The organism is Paenibacillus tritici (assembly GCF_018207515.1).
Lineage (GTDB): Bacteria > Bacillota > Bacilli > Paenibacillales > Paenibacillaceae > Paenibacillus_AQ > Paenibacillus_AQ tritici.
The window spans coordinates 2043029-2061570 of record NZ_CP073365.1 but is presented as its reverse complement, the minus strand read 5'-3'; the positions used below and the strand labels follow the sequence as shown (position 1 = coordinate 2061570).

The 18542-nt window shown below is 55.2% G+C and carries 12 protein-coding genes and 1 other annotated feature; of the genes, 1 reads left to right on the top strand and 11 read right to left on the bottom strand.

Translation table 11 applies throughout. The annotated features are described in order from the left end of the window. Positions 1 to 66 precede the first annotated feature (66 nt). The 11 genes from KDC22_RS08660 to pheS form a co-directional block, all read right to left on the bottom strand. The gene (locus tag KDC22_RS08660; RefSeq protein ID WP_211722743.1) at positions 67 to 1260 is read right to left on the bottom strand and encodes a sugar ABC transporter permease; all 1194 of its coding nucleotides are present in this window, start codon (positions 1258 to 1260) and stop codon (positions 67 to 69) included. A 2-nt stretch (positions 1261 to 1262) separates the two neighbouring features. Continuing rightward, positions 1263 to 2774: a xylose ABC transporter ATP-binding protein gene (locus tag KDC22_RS08655; RefSeq protein WP_211722742.1), complete on the bottom strand. Its 1512-nt coding sequence runs from the start codon at positions 2772 to 2774 to the stop codon at positions 1263 to 1265. 88 nt (positions 2775 to 2862) lie between these two features. Next, positions 2863 to 3891 carry a D-xylose ABC transporter substrate-binding protein gene (gene xylF, locus KDC22_RS08650; RefSeq protein WP_173138231.1) on the bottom strand — a complete coding sequence of 343 codons (1029 nt, stop codon included), beginning with the start codon at positions 3889 to 3891 and terminating at the stop codon, positions 2863 to 2865. A gap of 262 nt (positions 3892 to 4153) precedes the next feature. Continuing rightward, positions 4154 to 5734 carry a helix-turn-helix domain-containing protein gene (locus KDC22_RS08645; protein WP_173138097.1) on the bottom strand — a complete coding sequence of 527 codons (1581 nt, stop codon included), beginning with the start codon at positions 5732 to 5734 and terminating at the stop codon, positions 4154 to 4156. A 30-nt stretch (positions 5735 to 5764) separates the two neighbouring features. Then, a complete protein-coding gene (locus KDC22_RS08640) occupies positions 5765 to 7198 on the bottom strand; it encodes a sensor histidine kinase (RefSeq protein WP_211722741.1) in 1434 nt (477 codons plus the stop codon). After that, positions 7195 to 8184, bottom strand: a complete 990-nt coding sequence (locus KDC22_RS08635) for a sugar-binding protein (RefSeq protein WP_173138101.1) — start codon at positions 8182 to 8184, stop codon at positions 7195 to 7197. The genes KDC22_RS08640 and KDC22_RS08635 overlap by 4 nt, the downstream gene beginning before the upstream one ends. A 420-nt stretch (positions 8185 to 8604) precedes the next feature. After that, complete coding sequence (locus KDC22_RS08630; protein ID WP_211722740.1) at positions 8605 to 9063, bottom strand: hypothetical protein; 459 nt, start codon at positions 9061 to 9063, stop codon at positions 8605 to 8607. Positions 9064 to 9625: 562 nt separating this feature from the next. Next, a complete protein-coding gene (locus KDC22_RS08625; protein ID WP_211722739.1) occupies positions 9626 to 11797 on the bottom strand; it encodes a hypothetical protein in 2172 nt (723 codons plus the stop codon). Between the two features lie 205 nt (positions 11798 to 12002). Continuing rightward, positions 12003 to 14447 carry a phenylalanine--tRNA ligase subunit beta gene (pheT, locus tag KDC22_RS08620; protein WP_211722738.1) on the bottom strand — a complete coding sequence of 815 codons (2445 nt, stop codon included), beginning with the start codon at positions 14445 to 14447 and terminating at the stop codon, positions 12003 to 12005. Between the two features lie 124 nt (positions 14448 to 14571). Further along, complete coding sequence (locus tag KDC22_RS08615) at positions 14572 to 14787, bottom strand: hypothetical protein (protein WP_211722737.1); 216 nt, start codon at positions 14785 to 14787, stop codon at positions 14572 to 14574. Between the two features lie 4 nt (positions 14788 to 14791). After that, a complete protein-coding gene (gene pheS, locus KDC22_RS08610) occupies positions 14792 to 15826 on the bottom strand; it encodes a phenylalanine--tRNA ligase subunit alpha (protein ID WP_211722736.1) in 1035 nt (344 codons plus the stop codon). A 59-nt stretch (positions 15827 to 15885) separates the two neighbouring features. Beyond that, positions 15886 to 16175, bottom strand: a binding site (T-box leader). A gap of 692 nt (positions 16176 to 16867) precedes the next feature. Here pheS and KDC22_RS08605 point away from each other — a divergent pair. Beyond that, entirely contained in the window at positions 16868 to 18358 is a 1491-nt protein-coding gene (locus tag KDC22_RS08605; protein WP_211722735.1) for a sensor domain-containing diguanylate cyclase, read from the top strand. Positions 18359 to 18542: the final 184 nt, after the last annotated feature.

The window sequence follows — 18542 nt, the reverse complement described above, 5'->3', positions numbered from 1 at the left end:
ATTTTTATATTTGGAAAAAGCCGGCAAGGATATGATCCTTACCGGCTTTTTATTCTGAAGCTCCTGCTATCTCACACCCTTGCTGCGGCCTGAAATGTCCAGCCAGACCGCAATGACCAGGATCGAGCCTTTGACCACGTACTGCCAGAAGGATTCCAGTCCCATCAGCGACATTCCGTTATCGAGCGAGGTCATTACCAGCGCCCCGATGATGGCGCCAATAACGGTTCCTGCTCCTCCCATCAGGGAGGTGCCGCCAATGACGCAAGCGGCAATCGCATCCATCTCCGCCATGTTCCCGGCGGTGATGGTAGCCGAAGCCAGCCGCGAGGTCAACACGATCGCGGCGATGGAGCCAAGCAGCCCGCTGAGTACGAAGATCAGCATCGACTTGCGCTTGATGTTGATCCCGGAGAGGCGCGCGGCTTCAATATTGCCGCCTATGGCATAAATATGGCGTCCGAACGTAGTTTTGGTGGACAAGAAGTAGAAGATCGCCGCCAGCACGATGACGAAGATAATCGGGAACGGAATCCCTTTGTAATTGTTCATTAAGGCTACAAAAACCACCACCAGCAGTGACAGTCCCGCTACCTTGGCGATATCCAGGCCCAGCGGGGCAATGACGAAGCCGTATTTCTTGCGGGAGCGGCGTTTCGTGAACGCACTCCAGAGCAGCAGAGCCACGGCGATCACCCCCAGGATGATCCCGAAGCCCGGGGCAAAATAAGCATTGCCGAGCAAGGCCAGCACCGGGTCGGATACCGGAATGGTCATCGACTCGGTCACGCCCATCAGCACCCCGCGGAAGACCATCATCCCGCCGAGGGTGACGATGAAGGCGGGAATCATTTTATACGCCACCAGCCAGCCCTGAATCAGACCCAGCACCGCACCGGCGGCCAGGGTACCCAGAATAACCACAATCGCGGGCAGCTCCAGCCAATTGCTGAGAATCGCCGCCATCCCGCCGGTCAGCCCCACGATAGAGCCGACAGACAGGTCGATATGCCCGGCCACGATGACCAGCACCATGCCAATGGCCAGAATAGAGGTCACTGACATCTGTGTGAACAGATTGGACAGATTCCGCGAGGTCAGGAAGGTCGGATTCAGCATTCCGAACAGCACCCAGATCAGAATCAGTGCCCCCACCATCGTATAGGCACGCATATCCATTTTGCCGAACAAGCCGCGTAAGCGCGATCCTCCGGCTGCCGGAACCGCTTCCGGTTCCTTACCCTCTTTTTGCAGCTGCATCTCTATCTACCTCCCGTAGCGGCCAGCATAATATTCTCCTGCGTGGCTTCCCGCCAATCATATTCCCGTACAAACTGCCCTTCGCACATCACCAGAATCCGGTCGCTCATGCCCAGCACCTCCGGAAGCTCCGAAGAGATCATAATAATCGCTACTCCCTGCTCCACAAGCTGATTCATCAAATGATATATTTCGTACTTCGCCCCGACGTCGATGCCCCGGGTAGGTTCGTCCATAATCAGTATTTTGGGATCACTCATCAGCCATTTGCCGATGACCACCTTCTGCTGGTTCCCCCCGGACAACGTGCCCACCGGCGTCTCCAGCGATGCTGTTTTGGTCTTCAGATCGTGCACGTACCGGTCCGCCCACTTAATCTCCTCATTCTCATTAAGGACTCCCAGCCTGGCGACTTTGCCCAGTGTGGCTAAAGTGGTATTGCGTTTGACATCCATTCCCATGACCAGCCCCTGGCGTTTGCGGTCTTCCGTGACCAGGGCAATTCCCGCCTTGATCGCTTCGGCAATGGAGCGGATCTTGATAGCCTTGCCTTCGATCAGCACCGTACCTTCCGAGCGTCCTCCATAAGCGCCGAACAGACTGCTGACCAGTTCCGTCCGTCCCGCTCCCATCAGTCCGGCAATGCCCAGTATCTCACCCTTGCGCAGCGTAAATTCAATGTCACGCAGCACCGTCTGATGGCGCTTCTCCGGGTGCCACACCGTGTAATCCTTAACCTCAAGCACCTTGTCACCTGGTGAATGCTTCACCCGCGGATAACGTTCTGTCAGCTCACGGCCGACCATCAGCGAGACGATCTGGTCGTCGTTGGTCTCCTTGCGGTCCAGCGTTGCCACAGTCCGCCCGTCCCGCAGCACGGTGATCGAATCGGCCAGCGCGAACACCTCGGGCATTTTGTGCGAGATATAGACACAGGTAACGCCTTCGCGCCGCAGCTGGTGCAGAATGCCCATCAGGATGGACACCTCACTCTCGGTCAGAGCCGCCGTCGGTTCGTCCAGAATGAGGATCCTGGTATGCTTGGAGAGCGCCTTGGCGATCTCCACGAGCTGCTGCTGGCCGATGCCGAGATTGCCGATCTTCGTGTCCGGTGACAGATTCAGCCCGACCTTCTTCAGCCACAGCGCAGCCTGATGGTACAGCTCATTCCACTGGATGGCCCCGCGCTTCACCGGCTCTGCCCCCAGGAAAATATTCTCGCCGACCGTCATCTCCTTCACAAGCGCAAGCTCCTGGTGAATGATCGCAATCCCGGCATGCTCCGCATCCGTAATTTTATGAAAGGCCTTCTTCTCCCCGCCTATGCGGATTTCGCCTTCGTATGTCCCCGCAGGGTACAATCCGCTGAGCACCTTCATCAGTGTGGATTTGCCCGCACCATTCTCACCGCATAAGGCGTGAATCTCCCCTTGCCTGACCTTGAAGTTCACATGATCCAGTGCCTTCACGCCGGGGAAGCTCTTGCTGATCTCCACCATTTCAAGTACATCCATGCCTGCCGTTCCTCCTTCCGGCCCTTGAACCGGCAAGCAGATGCGGTAACGCCACGGGCGCCGCATCTGCTTGCCGTTCAGGCCGCCCTTATTGTTTCGGCCACTGGTCCTTCGGAACGTTCTTGTAGACCTCCTCAAGCTTGTGGAACCCGTCCTTGATCAGCACATCGAGGTTATCCTTATTCACTGCCAGCGGATCAAGCAGCACAGAAGGAACATCAATTTTACCGTTGTTAACTGTCTTTTCAGTGGAAATACTATCGCCCTTGGCAGCCGCTACCGCCATCTCTGCAGCCTTGGTTGCTATCGCGTTGATCGGCTTGTAGACCGTCATGAGCTGGGTACCTTCAGCGATCCGCTGCACAGCGGCAAGGTCAGCATCCTGGCCGGATACCGGGATCTTGCCAGCCATCCCCTGCGCCGTAAGCGCCTGGATCGAGCCGCCTGCTGTCCCGTCATTGGCTGCAACTACCCCTTGAACATCATTATTGTTCGCGGTCAGCGCATTCTCCATATTCTTCAGCGCTTCTTCCGGCTTCCAGTCCTTGGAGAACTGGTCGTAGACGATTTTGATATCGCCCTTCTCCTCAAGCGGCTTCAGAATATTCATCGCTCCCTCCTTGAACATATGAGCGTTGTTATCCGTGTCCGCACCGCCGATATAGACGATGTTGCCTTTCGGGGCTTGATCAATGACTGCCTGAGCCTGGAATTCTCCGACACGCACATTATCGAACGAGATATAATAATCCACCTCGGCATTGTTGATCAGCCGGTCATAGGCAATGACCTTGATGCCTTCCTTGTGGGCCTTCTCTACAATAGGAGCGGTGGCTTCTGCATTATGGGCAATGACCACCAGCACATCTACACCCTGGGAGATCAGTTGCTCCGCCTGGCTTAACTGGGTCGCATCATCACCGTTGGCAGCCAGCACCTTCACTTCACCGCCCAGCTCCTCCACCTTCGCGGTGAAGATATCCCGGTCCTTCTGCCAGCGTTCCTCCTTCAACGTGTCCATGGACATGCCGATGACAATTTTATCCCCGTCCTTGGCAGCGCCTGCCGGTTCTTTCTTCTGATTGTCACCGCTTGAGACCACACCGCAGCCCGCCATTGACGCCGCCAGCACTAACGCTGCCAGCCCCAGGGAAATTGCTCTTCCATATTTTCTCACTCTGCCCTACGCCCCTTTTCATACCTATATTTGATTGCGCTTACATGGAAAGTGTAGCATGGAAAATCCGGGCCTGGAGCTGCGATTCCCTGCACTTTTTTGCCTTCCACCCGCACTCCGGTACGCTCTGCTGTAATGTAATTCTTCCCTCCGGCTTTCATAGGATATTCCGGGGATTCAGCACAAAAAAGTCCTTGCTCACTTAGCAAGGACCCTGCTTCTCATGCTGCTGACGGAATTCGCTGGGCGTCATCCCGGTCGCCTTCTTGAAGACCCGGCTGAAATAATTCGGGTCCTTATAGCCTACCTCATAGCAAATCTCCTTCAGGTTCAGCTGCTCCCCGGCGATCAGGCGTTTCGCCTCATTGATTCTCAGGCGTGTGACATAGTCGATGAAGGTCTCCCCTTCATGCTGCCGGAACAATTTGCTGAAATAATGCGGGCTTAAGTTCACATACTCCGCCGTCTGCTCCATGGAAATATCCTCTTTATACTGCTGGCTGATATAGAGCAGCGCCCGCTGATGGACATGGGAACGGTTATGCTCCTGTTCCTCCTCCAGGCTGTCGATCAGCCGCTCCACCCAGGACTCTGCGCTTAGCCTCAGGGAGACGGGATCTTCCGCAGCATTCAAGGAAGCCAGAATCTCCGCACCGGCTACAGAGTGAACGCTCCTGGCCAGGAACAGCAGCAGGCCGGTTACCTCTCCGCGCAGGGCGGGAAGCGGCTGCTCTCCACCCTGCTCGAAATAAGCATACAACCTGCCGAACCGCTCTATAGCCTCCTGCTTGCTGCGCTGAAGTACGGCATCCAGCAGCTTCTTCTCCTCATCCAGAGAGACGGCCGACTGCCCCGAGCTCTGGATAATATCATCATAGTGGTGGACCGTGAACGAATCATGGTGATCTGCACATACCCGGACGGCTTCCCGGTAAGACCGGCTAAGTCCGTCCCAGCCTTCACGGATTGAGCCGATGCCAATGCTGACGGGCAGTCCGAAGCGCTGCCCGACATACCCCCGGAGCCGCTCCCCTAAGTCCAGCGAGCTGACACGCTGGGAATATCCGCTCCGTCCCGGCGGCAAGGGGATGAACAGCGCCAGCTGATGCCCGATCAGCGGCCCGGCCAGGCAGCTTAGCCCCGTCCGGGCGAACTGCTTGACCGCCTCATAGATCTCGCGCCTCACCAGCCGGAATTCCTCCCAGGCGGCTCCCCCGGGCCGGGGGAACGACAGGACCATCGCATACCCTTTGCTTACTTGTATATCCAGCAGACCCGCAAGCTGCTGCGGCTCCAGATCCTGCACATGCTCCAGCATCAGCATCAGGGTCAGCTCGTTCTCGGCCAGCGGCAGCAGATGGGCCAGCTTCTCCTCCAGCTCCAGCTGCTCATTCCTGCGGCGCCTCTCCTCCTGGATGACCGCAATCAGTTGTCTCAGCACCTCCGCTACCTCTTCGCGTCTGGCGGGCTTCAGCAGATAGTCGCGCACGCCCAGCAGCAGCCCTTCCTTGGCATAAGAGAAGTAGTCATGGGCAGTAATCATTACAATCTGCGTGGCGGGCAGCTTCTCCAGAATCTGCCGCACCGCTTCCAGTCCCTGAATGCCCGGCATCTTAATATCCATGAAGACCATATCCGGCCGGTGCTCCTCGGCAAGCTGAATCGCCTTGCGGCCGTTCTCGGCATGCAGGAATTCGAATTGATCAGGCAAAATATGCCGGATCATCAGCTCCAGCCCTTCCCGCTCCAGCGCCTCATCATCTGCGATCAGCAGCTTGTACATCCTTATCGCCTCCCCTTTCTCTTCTGCCCTCTAGGCCGACGGGCGGAACGGTAATCTGAACAACACAGCCGTCCCCTGCCCTTCACGGCTGTTGATCTCTATCAGCTGCTGGCCGTCGAAGAAGAGATGCAGCCTTTTGAATACATTATGGGTACCCAGCCCGGTAGACTGCCCTTTGCCGCTGAAAGACGGAGCTTCCTCCTGAATCGATCCCATTAGCCTGGCTACAGTCTCGCGGTTCATGCCGGCTCCGTTATCGCTGATCCTGATGTCCACCTGCCCGCTCCGGTAGCGGATCGACAGCGACAATACGCCCCCTTCCTCCATTTGTTCCAGACCGTGAACGAAGGCATTCTCGAAGATGGGCTGCAGCGTCAGACACGGCACCATTCCGGCCATCGCCTCCTCATCAATCTCCATCTCGAAGGCGATCCGGTCACGGAAGCGGGCCCGCTGAATATTAATATACTCGTTCACATGCTCCACCTCCTCGCGCAGCGGAACCGCCTGATCCAGCTTTTGCAGGTTATACCTAAGCAGCCGTGATACCGACACAGTCAGATCACTGGTTCTCGCCGCCCCTTCAAGATACGCAAGCTTGGCGATGAAATTCAGCGTGTTGAATAGGAAATGCGGATTAATCTGGCTCTGCAGCATCTTCAGCTCCAGCTCCTTGACCAGACGGTCCTTCTCCGCACTCTTGATATTCTCCTTCATCAGCTCCTGGATATTGTCGATCATCCCGTTAAAAGCACGGCACAGAATGCTGATCTCATCGTTATTGACGCTCTCCGGCGCCTTGGTATCCATCCGTCCCTTCGAGATTTGCTTCGCCGTTGCCACCAGGCGGCGGATCGGTCCGGTGATGCTGCTGGACAGCCAGACGGCCATACAGATGCTAAGCAGCGCGGCGGTGATCACCAGCAGACTGCCCATCCGGTTCAGCTTCGCTGTCGTGGACATGATCTCCCCGTAGATCGGCTTGTACTGGTCCAGCTCAAGATCAACCAGCTCCTGCGCTTCCTCCCGGATGAACCGCTGCGTCTGCTCTGCTTCGATATAGGCGCCGGCCAGTGTATTGGAATCCTTGCCGTCAATTTCAGTAATCATCTGCCCGGCCTGCTCCAGAAACGTATCAATGATATGGCTGTAGTTCATCAGCGGAAGACCGCTTCCCCCGATGGTCGCCATCCCTTCCAGCCTGCCACGCAGCTCCCGGACTGCGCCCAGATGCTTCTCCACCTCCGGGAAGCTGTCCGTATCGACCTGCATAATGAAGCGGTTCAAGGAGCGCATATTCTCTCCAACCTCATAGGACACTTCCTTGTACAGCATGATCCGGTTCATCATCAGATGGTAGCTCTCCTGCACATTTTTCCCACTCTCAAACAGCACAAAGGACACCGAACTCATCAGCAGCACCAGCAGCGGAATACAAATCAGCAGCTTCAGGCGGATACTCATAGGCTCTCCCCCTCCTGCACATTGGACTTATCCAGCACCTTCACTCCGGTGTAATACCTCGGCTGCAATTGTACTCCCGCAAAATACTGATGTAGCAGCCGGACCGCCATATCCCCCATAAGATAAGGCTGCTGTGCAACAGTGGCTGCGATATCCCCCCGGCTGATGGCATCCAGCGTCTCCGCCTGGTTATCGAATCCGATAATGGTCAGGTCTCCGCGCTTCAGGCTCCTTGAAGCCTGCAGAACACCAAGCGCATCCGTTGAACTGGTGCCGACCATCACATCAATCTCCGGATGAAAGCGCAGCATATCCGCCGCCTGCTGGATCGCCTCCATGTGCGAGATGTTCGAGCTGCGCACATCGACAATCTCCATGCCGCTGTAGCTCTTCACAATATTCCGCAGGCCGTCCAGCCGCTGAAGCTGGTTTTTGGCCAGCTCGCTGCCGATGATGACGCCGATCTTGCCTTTACCGCCGGTAGTCTGCACCACCATACGTCCCAGCGCCTCGCCTGCAGCGACATTGTCGGTCCCCACATAAGCCAGCCGGCGGCTGGCCGGAGCATCGGTATCTATCGTAATCACCGGAATCCCCCGGTTGACCGCTTTGTCAATCACCGGAGTGAACTTCTCGTCGTTGAGCCCCTGCACGATGATGGCATCCACCTGAGCGGCAATCGCTTTTTCGAGCAGACTGATCTGTTCCTCCATGTTATTGCGCACCGGTCCGGTAAATTCGATATCCATCCCGTATTTCTCTGCGGCCTCCTTCGCCCCCTTCTCGACCATCTCCCAATACGGGTGGTACCGCTCCTGTTCAATCAGCACAATATGATAACCGGGACTGTTCCCGCTGGGACGACCGCTTAATTCCTTGACGATATTGCCCATCCGGGCCGAATGACGCGCGAACCCCATAAACAGATATGCCAGCAGCACAAAAAGCACAATCACCCCCACGCCGCTGACCCATTTCTTATCCATCTCCCTCACCTCAGCCAACATCCTTTGTTCCTCTCAGCGTACAGTTCTTGGTTACTGCAACCCGCCTTTGGTAGCACAATACACCTTGGTAGCACAAACCACACGTTGGTAGCGAAACCGAACCTTGTAGGCAACCAAACCTTGATAGCACAACTGAACTTTAATAGCACAATAGAACTTTGATAGCACATACCGAACTTTAATAGCACAATATAAGTCTCTTATTACCACAACCCGTATTTCTTGGTTACATACATATCTCTTGGTTACTTCACACCTACATTCATTGGTTACAACCATACCCGTATTTACATCAACATTCCGTGTTTACTCCAACATTCCGTGTTTACCCCTATCCCAGCCCAGTTATAAACGGTTGCAACAGTTGATTTATGAGAATAGCATAATCGGCGGCTAAAACTAGCTAGTGGTAAAATAAGCCTCACACCAGACGTTGAACCTATCGCAGTCCAGCCTGCTTCGGGCGATTTCAAAGGGATTTATCCCTCCCATTTCCCCGTTGCGCCTACTTCCGACCCATTCAAAGGGATTTATCCCTCTCATTTCTCCGTTGCGCCTACTTCTGACCCATTCAAAGGGATTTATCCCTCTCATTTCTCCGTCACGCCTACTTCTGGCTGATTCAGAGGGATTTATCCCTCCTATTTCCCCGTTGCGCCTTCTTCCGGCATATTCAGAGGGATTTATCCCTCTCATTTCCTCGCTGCACCTACTTCCGGCTGATTCAGAGGGATTTATCCCTCCCATTTCCTCGCTGCGCCTACTTCCGACCCATTCAAAGGGATTTATCCCTCCCCTATTCTCAGTTCCTGCCTGCTGCCCACTTTCGACGGATTCAGCTGTACTTTTGCTCTCCACCTCAGCCTCCTAGCTACTTCCAGCCAATTCAGGTGCACTTCTGCCTCCTCATTCCCGCCTGCAGCCCGCGTTTGGCTGATTCACGTGCACTATTACTCTTCATTCGCGCTCCCTAGCTACTTCCAGCCAGTTCAGGTGCACTATTACTCTCCATTCTCACCTGCCGCTCACGTTCGACGTATTCAGGTGCACTTCTGCTCCTCATTGCCGCCTACCGCTCACGTTCGACGGATTCAGGTGCACTTCTGCTCCTCATTCCCGCCTACTGCCCACTTTCGACGGATTCAAGTGCACTTCTGCCCCTCATTCTCGCCTCTGACCTATTTAGACCCTAATTCTGCCTTTACCCCACTTCCGTTGGACTCAGCAGGTCTCCTGACTTAGAGCAAATTTGTCCTGCAAGCTTGTCAGCTCCAAAGAAACTTACTCTTGGTTTTATGTATCCCGTGTATACCTTATCTATCACTAACGAATATCCTAATCTACTAAACCAGACATCAACAAAAGGGCTGTTCCCGGCAGTCTCCTGCTTAAAACAGCCCTTTCGTAAAACATCCGCCATTCAACTGTCCTGTTCGATCAGTTGAATCCATTCATTATATTCACTCTGCAGCTTGGCATATTCCGCCTGCAGGCTGTGGTGTTCCCTGGAGAGCTTCTCCAGCTCACTCTGCTGCATCTCGAACTGGGCCTGAACCAGCCGCAGTTGGCCCTGGACAAGCTCGTAGCTCTCACCAATCTCTTCCAGCTGCTGCGCCGTCTCGCTGCGCGAGCGGCTCACCGATTCCGCCTGGGCTTCAGCTTCCCCGGCCTCCTGCTGCCAGATCTCGATCTCCTCACGCAGCTGCGCTTCCTGCTCGCTCCACTGCTGCTCGCGCTGCTGAAGCTCCTCGTACTTCTGCTTCCAGGAAGCTTCATACTCCTTCGTCTCGCGGAGTGCTTCCTGCTGCTCTGCTACCGTTGCGGCAGCTTCACGGCCCGCTTCGTACAGCTCTTCCAGACGCCGCGCGGATTCCTCGCGTTCGGCTTCCAGCAGCTCGTACCGTTCCTTCAGCTGTTCCCCATCCTGCAGGATCTCGTCGTACTGGGCGATCAGCTCCTCATAACGGCCGCGGAGCGCAGACAGCTCCTTACGTGCTGTCTCGGCTGCCTCATGCTGAACGGCAACCTCCTGCTCAGCTTCGGCACGAAGCCGGGCTTCCCGGTCAAGCTGCTGCACCATACCATCTGCCTGTCCGCGAAGGGTCTCCACTTCACGCTGCAGCGCTGCCGACTTCTCCTCGGCTTCCAAGAGGTTCATCTCCAGTTCGCCGATATCCTCCATATGCTTGTTCGCAAGCTCCTGCCAGGACACCGCCTCCTCAGCCGTCCGGTCGAATTCTGCCTGTGTCCGGCTAAGCTGATCTGCTGTCTCCTTCAGAGATTTGCGCAGAGCCGCCGCTTCTTCCTGGGTCAGCTCATAACGCTGGCGCAGGCCTTCCAGCTCATCATTCAGCAGATTGCCAAGCTCCGTGGCTGTGCTCAGTTCTTCAAGTGCCGCGCTAAGCTTGTCCGCTGTCTCCTGCAGGGCGCGGTTAAGCCCGGCCGCTTCCTCCTGAGCCTGTCCGTAACGCTGGCGTACCTCTTCCAGCTCCGCGCTATGCTGCTGGCCTTGCTCTGCCGCAAGCCGCAGCTCTTCGCCCAGCTGCTCTTCGCGCTTCAGCACGGCCTCGTACTGCGCAAGCAGCGTCAGGCGCGCATCGCGTTCCCCTTTAAGCCCGGCCTCCGCCGCACGCAGCCGGGACTGCAGCTGCCCGGTTCCGCCGCGCAGCTCCGCAAGCTGCTTCTCTAGCTCCTGAAGCTGCTGCTTGTGTCTATGCTCCTGCGTCCCTTGCGACTGACGCAGCTCCTTATTCTTGGCCAGCTCCTTCTCAAGCGCTTCCCGCTCTCCGCTAAGCTCACTGGTGAGCGCAGCCTTGGTATCGGCAAGCTCCTTGCTTAAGGTTGTACGGATCTCCACGATCTCGCTACCCATTGACTCCCGCGTCTGAAGCAGCTCCTGCTCCAGTTCTGACAACTTCTCCGTCTTCTCCCGGGTCAGCGTCTCGCGCAATTGCGTCAATTCCTGCAGATGGGCATTCTGCAGGTCTTCAAGCTGCTGCAGCCGCATGGCTTCGGCAGCTTCCAGTTCCTGCCGCGCCGCTTCACGGCTTGCGGCTTGCTCTGCTTCATGACTCTCGCGCAGCGCCTTAAGCTCTGCCTCGCGTTCCTTCAGCTCCTGCACCAGCTGCTCGCGGCCGGAAGCAGCAGCCTGCTTCTCCTCCTCCAGCAGCTGTGCATGGAGCTTACGCTCCTGTTCCTGGAGCTCCAGATGCCTTGCGCGTTCTTCTTCGGCGGCGGCAATCAGCCGCGCCGCCTCTTCCTTCGCCGCCGCTTCGAGCTTCTCGTATTCTTCCTGCCGTTCACGCTGTGCTTCCTGGAGGCGTGACACCTCAACCCGAAGCTCGGTACGTTCACCTGTCAGCATATTCAGCTCATTCTTGAAATCCTGAACCTGGATGGCCTGCTCAGCCATATGTACAGCTGCAAGCACCGCAATCCGCGGTGTATCCAGTCTGGAATGTGATTGGGATATTGCACGCATGTGCTCGTCTACATAACGGGCAACCTGCTTCATGTATTCAGTGCTGCTTCCAACCAGCTTATAGGAAGTTCCGTATATCTCCACGGCGACACGGGTCCGGTCCATAGCCACAGTTGTGCCCTCCTTTGTATGTGTGCGGATTCTTAGATGGTTTCTTTACTCTCATGCTCCTATTGTAGCGTTATTCCTTAACCTTTGGCAAAAGAACGTGTCCATATCACTCATTTACATGAACTCCGCACTTCACAAGGGTACAGAAAAGCCGCAGCGAATCTCTGTTTCTAAATGGATTCGCTGCGGCTTTGCACAATTCCTGCTATTTTCTTAATTCAGCGCCAAAAGTTTGTTCAAGTGCAGCGACCACCTTGCCATGAACCTCCACTACCTCTTCATCGGTAAGCGTATGATCGGTATGGCGGTACAGCAGCGACAGGGCTACACTCTTCTTGCCTGCCTCCATTTGGCCTCCTGTGTAGACATCGAAGACTTGCACATTTTGCAGCAGTGTCCCGCCATGCTCACGGATCGTTGCGATCAGGTGGCCTGCCGGAACCTCGGCACCCACAACAACCGCAATGTCCCGCTCCATGCCAGGGAAGCGGTGAAGCTCGCTATAATGCAGCTCGGCACGCGCCGCATCATACAGAGGCTGCAGCAGTACCTCGGATACATAAGTATCCTCCAGATCCATCTGACGCTGCAGCTCGGGATGAAGCTGGCCCATCGTACCGATCTTCACGCGGCCTTCTGCCTGCTGGAGATAGATCGAAGCCGAACGTCCCGGATGATAACCCTCAGGGGCATCCCCCTCATAGATCACATGGTCCGTAAGGCCGAGATGTTCAAATACGGTCTCCAGTGCACCCTTAAGATCGAAGAAATCCACCGGCTCAGCCGCTACGTTCCACTGCTTGGCGGCACGCGTGCCGCTCAGCAGCAGCCCGAGTACGGGCAGCTCGCTTGGCTGACGGGTAAGCACTTCTTCCTCCGTGAAGAATACATTGCCGATTTCGAACAGCGCCAGGTCACCTTGGCGGCGGTTGGTGTTGTAAAGAGCAATGTCCAGCAGCTGCGGCAGCAGGCTGGTGCGCAGCACACTGCGCTCCTCGCTCATCGGCATCGCCAGCTTCACAGACAGCTTGCCGTCCGCCAGCATCGGGAAGAGCTTGCTCTGCTCCGGCTGAATGAAGGAATAGCCCATAACCTCCTGGTATCCGCCCAGCGAGAGCAGGCGGCGCAGCTCACGGCGCAGGAACTGCTGTCTGGTCAGTGCTCCCGGTGTAGTGGTGCCTTCGATCAAGGTTGTCGGAATATTATCATATCCGTACAAGCGGGCAATTTCTTCAATAAGATCGACATCATGGCTGATGTCGCCGCGCCGTGTCGGCACCTGGACCTCGACGATTCCCTGGGCAGCATCGCCGCACTTGAAGTGCAGACGGCCGAAGAGGGTTTTCACTTCCAGCAGCGACAGATCCGTACCGAGATAACGGTTCAGCTTCTCCAGCGATAATTGCAGCACCTTCTCCTGCTCCGCAACTGCACCGGCCTGAACAATCCCTTCATGCACAGCCCCCCCGGCATACCGGGCTATCAATGCCGCCGCACGGTTCAGTGCAGGGATTACCGCGTTCGGGTCCACTTCCTTCTCGAACCGCTGGGAAGCCTCCGAGCGCAGGCCCAGCTGACGCGAGGTCTTGCGTACAGTTCCCCCGTCGAACTTGGCGGACTCCAGCACAATATTGACGGTGTCTGCGGTAACCTCTGTAGAGAGTCCGCCCATCACTCCAGCCAGACCAATCGCCCCCGAACCGTCGGCAATCACCAGCATCTGCGGCTCCAGCTTGCGCTCCTGGCCGTCAAGTGTCGTCAGCCCTTCACCTTCACGGGCGAAGCGTACGCCGATGGTCCCGCCCTGTAACTGCCCGCCGTCAAAAGCATGCAGCGGCTGTCCGTATTCCAGCATCACATAGTTGGTGATGTCCACAATGTTGTTGATCGGACGTACTCCGGCTGCCATCAGGCGGTTCTGAATCCACAGCGGGGACGGTGCAGTCTTCACTCCGGCAATATAACGCACAGCATAATGGCTGCAGAAGGCTTCATTCTCGATCGTCACGGCGATAGAATCCGCAGCCTTTCCGCCTGTTTCTACGAGTTCTGCAGCCGGATCAGCCAGCTTCAGCTCACGGCCCAGCACCGCGCTCACTTCATAAGCAGCACCGATCATGCTCAGGCAGTCGGAACGGTTCGGCGTCAGATCGAAATCAAGAATTTCGTCATTCAGTCCAAGCACCTTAAGAATATCCTGGCCCACCTCTGTATGCTCAGGCAGCACGAGAATGCCTTCCTGCAGCTCTTTGGGCAGCAGCTTGTCGTTGAGGCCCAGCTCTTTGGCCGAGCAGATCATCCCTTGGGACAGCACGCCGCGCAGCTTGGCTTTTTTGATCTCCAGGCCCGGCAGCTTGGCGCCTACCAGTGCAACCGGAACCTTCTGGCCCGCTGCGACATTCTTGGCTCCGCAGACGATCTGCAGATCCTCGCCCTGACCTGCATCCACGATACAGATATTCAGCTTATCGGCATCCGGGTGCTTCTCTTTGGATTTCACATAGCCGGTAACAATCCCGGAAATTCCTTTGTTGCGGCGTTCTACTCCGTCAATCTCGATGCCGGCGGTGGTGATTTTGTCCGCCAGCTCACCTGCGGTCACCCCTTCCAGCGATATATAATCGGCCAGCCAGGCGGTTGATACTTTCATAATCGCACACTTCCTTTTTGTTTCAGATGTATTGATCTCCATGCCGTCTATGCTTGGCGCACAGGAACGGATATAGTACAAGCCACGAGGCAAGTTCTATTAAAATTCCTGTAAAGCAGTGTTCCTACAGAGAATATTTGGACTTCCGGCCGCTGTTGTCCCCAGATTTCTTCATTGATACCGCTCTTCGCGGTTGAAATCCGGTGACAAAGGCGGTCGCTGCCGCTCCTACAGTTCCAAAATTCCCCTCCGGTCCTTCTATTACAGTCATTTCTATAGAATAGCCGCCATCCGTCCGGCTTGCCAGAATCCAATCCAGCCCCCCACGCACAGCCGACAAATCCCTAAATACCCTTGAACTGCTTCACAAATCCCATATCATTCGTATAGAAATAACGGATGTCGTCGATGCCGTATTTCAGCATGGCGATCCGTTCCGCACCCATACCGAACGCGAAGCCGCTGTAGATCTCAGGGTCGTAGCCGCCCATCCGCAGCACATTCGGATGTACCATACCGGCGCCGAGAATTTCCAGCCAGCCGCTCTGCTTGCAGAGACGGCAGCCTTCACCGCCGCATTTGAAACAGCTCACATCCACCTCAACACTCGGCTCGGTGAACGGGAAGAAGCTTGGACGCAGGCGGATGCCTGCACTAGGCCCGAACATCTCCTTCATGAACTGCTGCAGGGTGCCCTTCAGATCGCTCATGCGGATATTGCGGCCGATCACCAGGCCTTCAATCTGATGGAACTGGAAGGAGTGGGTCGCATCGTCATCGTCACGGCGGAATACTTTGCCCGGACAGATCACTTTGACCGGAGTCTCACCATTCATCGCCTGCATGGTACGGATCTGAACCGGCGAGGTCTGTGTGCGCATAAGAATGTCTTCTGTAATATAGAAGGAATCCTGCATATCCCGGGCCGGATGGTTCTTCGGCAGATTCAGAGCCTCGAAGTTATAGTAGTCTGTCTCCACTTCCGGTCCTTCTGCAACCTGGTAGCCCATGCCGATGAAAATATCCTCGATCTCCTGGATCACCCGGCTGAGCGGATGAATCCCCCCTTGCGGCAGGCCGCGGCCTTGCAGCGTAACATCGACCTTCTCCGCATTCAGTCGATCCTGGGTCTCCTGCTGCTGGAACAGCTCCTGCTTCGTGCCGATGACCTCTTCGATGGCACTGCGCACCAGATTGGCCACTTGGCCAATCACCGGACGCTCCTCCGCGCTTAGTCCGCCCATGCCGCGCAGAACCTCTGTAAGCTCACCCTTTTTACCTAGGTATTTGACGCGCAGCTCATTCAGCATCTGCGGATCGGTTACCGCCTGTAGCTTCTCCAGCGCCTCAGCCTTCAGTGCTTCCAATTTTTCTTTCATGGCTTGTACTGCCCCCTCAAATCTCATATTGTTCAACAAAAAAAGGCCTTTCCTCCCGGTAAAGGGACGAAAAGACCGTGGTACCACCCTTGTTAGACGGCCGGTACGCTTCCCTATAAGAGTAATATTCCCTCTTAGGGTACAGCGGAGACCTGTCTCACTTTATACAGAACTAACGGTCTGCGGCCGGTCCCCCCTACTATCACGCTCAAGGAAGCCTTGAACGGAATTCAGGGAACTGCTCCGGAGTGAACTTCGGCAGCTCTGCTCTCTTAGAAACGCTCTCAATCTGCGGCGCTTCCTCCCTGTAAGCCAGGCACTGCGTACTTTTCTCCATCAATGCATTTTGTGGATGAATAACATAAACTTCAATCTTCACATTCAGAAGATATGTCTATTTATTATATGCAAAAACAGACATTTTGACAAGCATGAATACGCCCTTAGTACGCCCTGCACAACAAGGCGACCCGGAAGGTATGCTACAGATTACACCTCTGCTCAATTTACAAGTCTTTCGATGAATGCGGGGCTGACGGGTCAAACGGCTTAGCATAATTTTAATGCAGAATTGATGCCTTAGGGGTATCGTTTGCAGTAAAAGTGGGTAATAGGACTCAAAGGTCAGAATATTTATATAGTAGTAAGTTATACATAATAGTTCTTCTATCGGCTGCAAGGAATATGTCTTATTTCAGCAATTGCTCTGCTTAAGGGATGTCCTATATACTGGTGAAAAGAAACCGCGATCAAACCGGAACTTTGTGTTTTCATTGCCTCCTTCTTCCCCTGCTTCCTAGGACTCGCTAACATAACTCTCTTTTTCATGCCTGCAAGATGCCTTATTCCGCAATTAGGATAAGTTCCGCATGCATCCAAGCTACACCATTGAGATTTGTATAAGTTTTGTGCGGGGAGAGGATGACAGTGGCAGTTTTTTCCGAAATCACAAGTACACGCAGACTAATCCTATTATTCACCTCCATCTCCGTTCTTCTGGTTGGTATCAGTGTGGCTTCCTTGCTGTATCTGAATCATACAATGAACAAATTATCGGACTCCTTATACAGTGACGTATACCTGAACTCCGAGCTTATTCTGAATGCCGACCGAGATCTGTATCAGGCTGCTCTGGCGCTTCAGTCTTCGGTTAGCGGGAATCTGAATGGTGCGCAGCGCAGTAAGTTATCTCAAGAATTCGAGGATAATAATGCCCAGGCGCAGCAGCGGGTCAGTACCGCCAGATATAATCTGGACTCCGTGGAGAGCCCGTTCAATGGAATGAAGCAGAGTGAGCTGCTGCTGGATGAGCTGAGAAGCGAGCTGGACCACTTCGGGGCTACGCTTGCCGACTGGAAGGATAGCGGCCGGGAGCTGATCTCGCGCCGGGTCCAGAATGATTGGAATGCTGAATCCTACTCCGCCCTCGCCGTACATACCCAATTGAACGAAGTGAGAGGACGTCTGGATAACGCAGAGGATATGATCGACAATTATGCCAGTCAGGTCATGCTGGAGTTCAATAACCTCAAAAGCTCGCTGTTCGCCATCTACTCCCTGTTCCTGTTTCTGCTCGTGCTGCTTATCATCTATCTCTCCCGCCGACTGATCTCCCTGCAGAATGAAATGCGGGAAGAGAAATCGCTGTATCAGCTGATCGGCGAGACGATGTCTGACTTTATTATTCTAACGGACCCGAATGGTCTGATTCTGTATGCTTCCCCATCCCATGCAACTGCACTTGGTTATGTGCCGAGTAAGGGGGCGCCGCTCTCCAACTATATACGTGAAGCCGAAATCTCTTGGGCTAAGCTGAAAAGTGTCATTCAGTCCGCACCTAGAATATCCGAGCTGCGTATGCGTTCAGCCGAAGGCCACTGGGTCTGGCTGGAGACCAAAGTTACACCTATTGCGGGCAGCCGCGCTTTCCCGGCGCAGTTCATGCTGGTATCGCGTGAGATTACCCAGCGCAAGCAATATGAGGAGCGGCTACACAAGCTGGCCTTCTATGATCATCTGACAGCGATTCCCAATCGTGCCCATTTCAAAATGTACATGGAGAACCTGATCAACCAGCCCGAGGAGCGCAGACAGGAAATCGCCGTGGCGCTACTGGACTGCGACCGGTTCAAGCAGCTTAATGATACGCTCGGCCATCTTGCCGGGGATGAATTCCTGCAGATGCTCTCACGGGAACTGCAGCAGACTGTGAAGGGCTCCGGCCAGGCCTTCCGGATCGGCGGTGATGAATTCGCCGTGGTGCTGCACCGGTTCACCAGCCCGCAAATACTGGATGAGATGCTGAACCGCCTGCTCCAGTTGTTCAATAAGTCGTGGTCCGTCAACCAAGGCTCCAGCTTCCATACCTCAGCCAGCATTGGCGTCGCCCTGTACCCGCAGCATGGCAGCAGCATCAACGAGCTGCTCCGTGCCGCCGATCTGGCAATGTACCGCTCCAAGAACCATGGCGGCAACGAGGCTAACCTGTACAGCGAGCATGTAGATAAAAAATATAACGACCAGCGGAAATAGCACACATGTCCGACTTAGGCAACGACAAACAGGGGGAGTTTCAAAAGCCATGCAGTGGCTGATGAAACTCCCCCTGTTTGTTGGATTTTAGAAGGGTTGTACGTGGCCGCTTACTCTTCCTCAGTTGCTCTGGCGCTCATTTGGATGGCGTCCGGCTGATTCAGGAGCACTAATGCTCTTCATT

Bases quoted from the DNA above. Each gene is read 5' to 3' on its own strand.
- pheT (WP_211722738.1), bottom strand. From the start codon at position 14,447: ATGAAAGTATCAACCGCCTGGCTGGCCGATTATATATCGCTGGAAGGG.
- KDC22_RS08635 (WP_173138101.1), bottom strand. From the start codon at position 8,184: ATGGATAAGAAATGGGTCAGCGGCGTGGGGGTGATTGTGCTTTTTGTG.
- KDC22_RS08660 (WP_211722743.1), bottom strand. From the start codon at position 1,260: ATGCAGCTGCAAAAAGAGGGTAAGGAACCGGAAGCGGTTCCGGCAGCC.
- KDC22_RS08655 (WP_211722742.1), bottom strand. From the start codon at position 2,774: ATGGATGTACTTGAAATGGTGGAGATCAGCAAGAGCTTCCCCGGCGTG.
- pheS (WP_211722736.1), bottom strand. From the start codon at position 15,826: ATGAAAGAAAAATTGGAAGCACTGAAGGCTGAGGCGCTGGAGAAGCTA.
- KDC22_RS08605 (WP_211722735.1), top strand. From the start codon at position 16,868: ATGAACAAATTATCGGACTCCTTATACAGTGACGTATACCTGAACTCC.
- KDC22_RS08645 (WP_173138097.1), bottom strand. From the start codon at position 5,734: ATGTACAAGCTGCTGATCGCAGATGATGAGGCGCTGGAGCGGGAAGGG.
- xylF (WP_173138231.1), bottom strand. From the start codon at position 3,891: ATGGCGGGCTGCGGTGTGGTCTCAAGCGGTGACAATCAGAAGAAAGAA.
- KDC22_RS08640 (WP_211722741.1), bottom strand. From the start codon at position 7,198: ATGAGTATCCGCCTGAAGCTGCTGATTTGTATTCCGCTGCTGGTGCTG.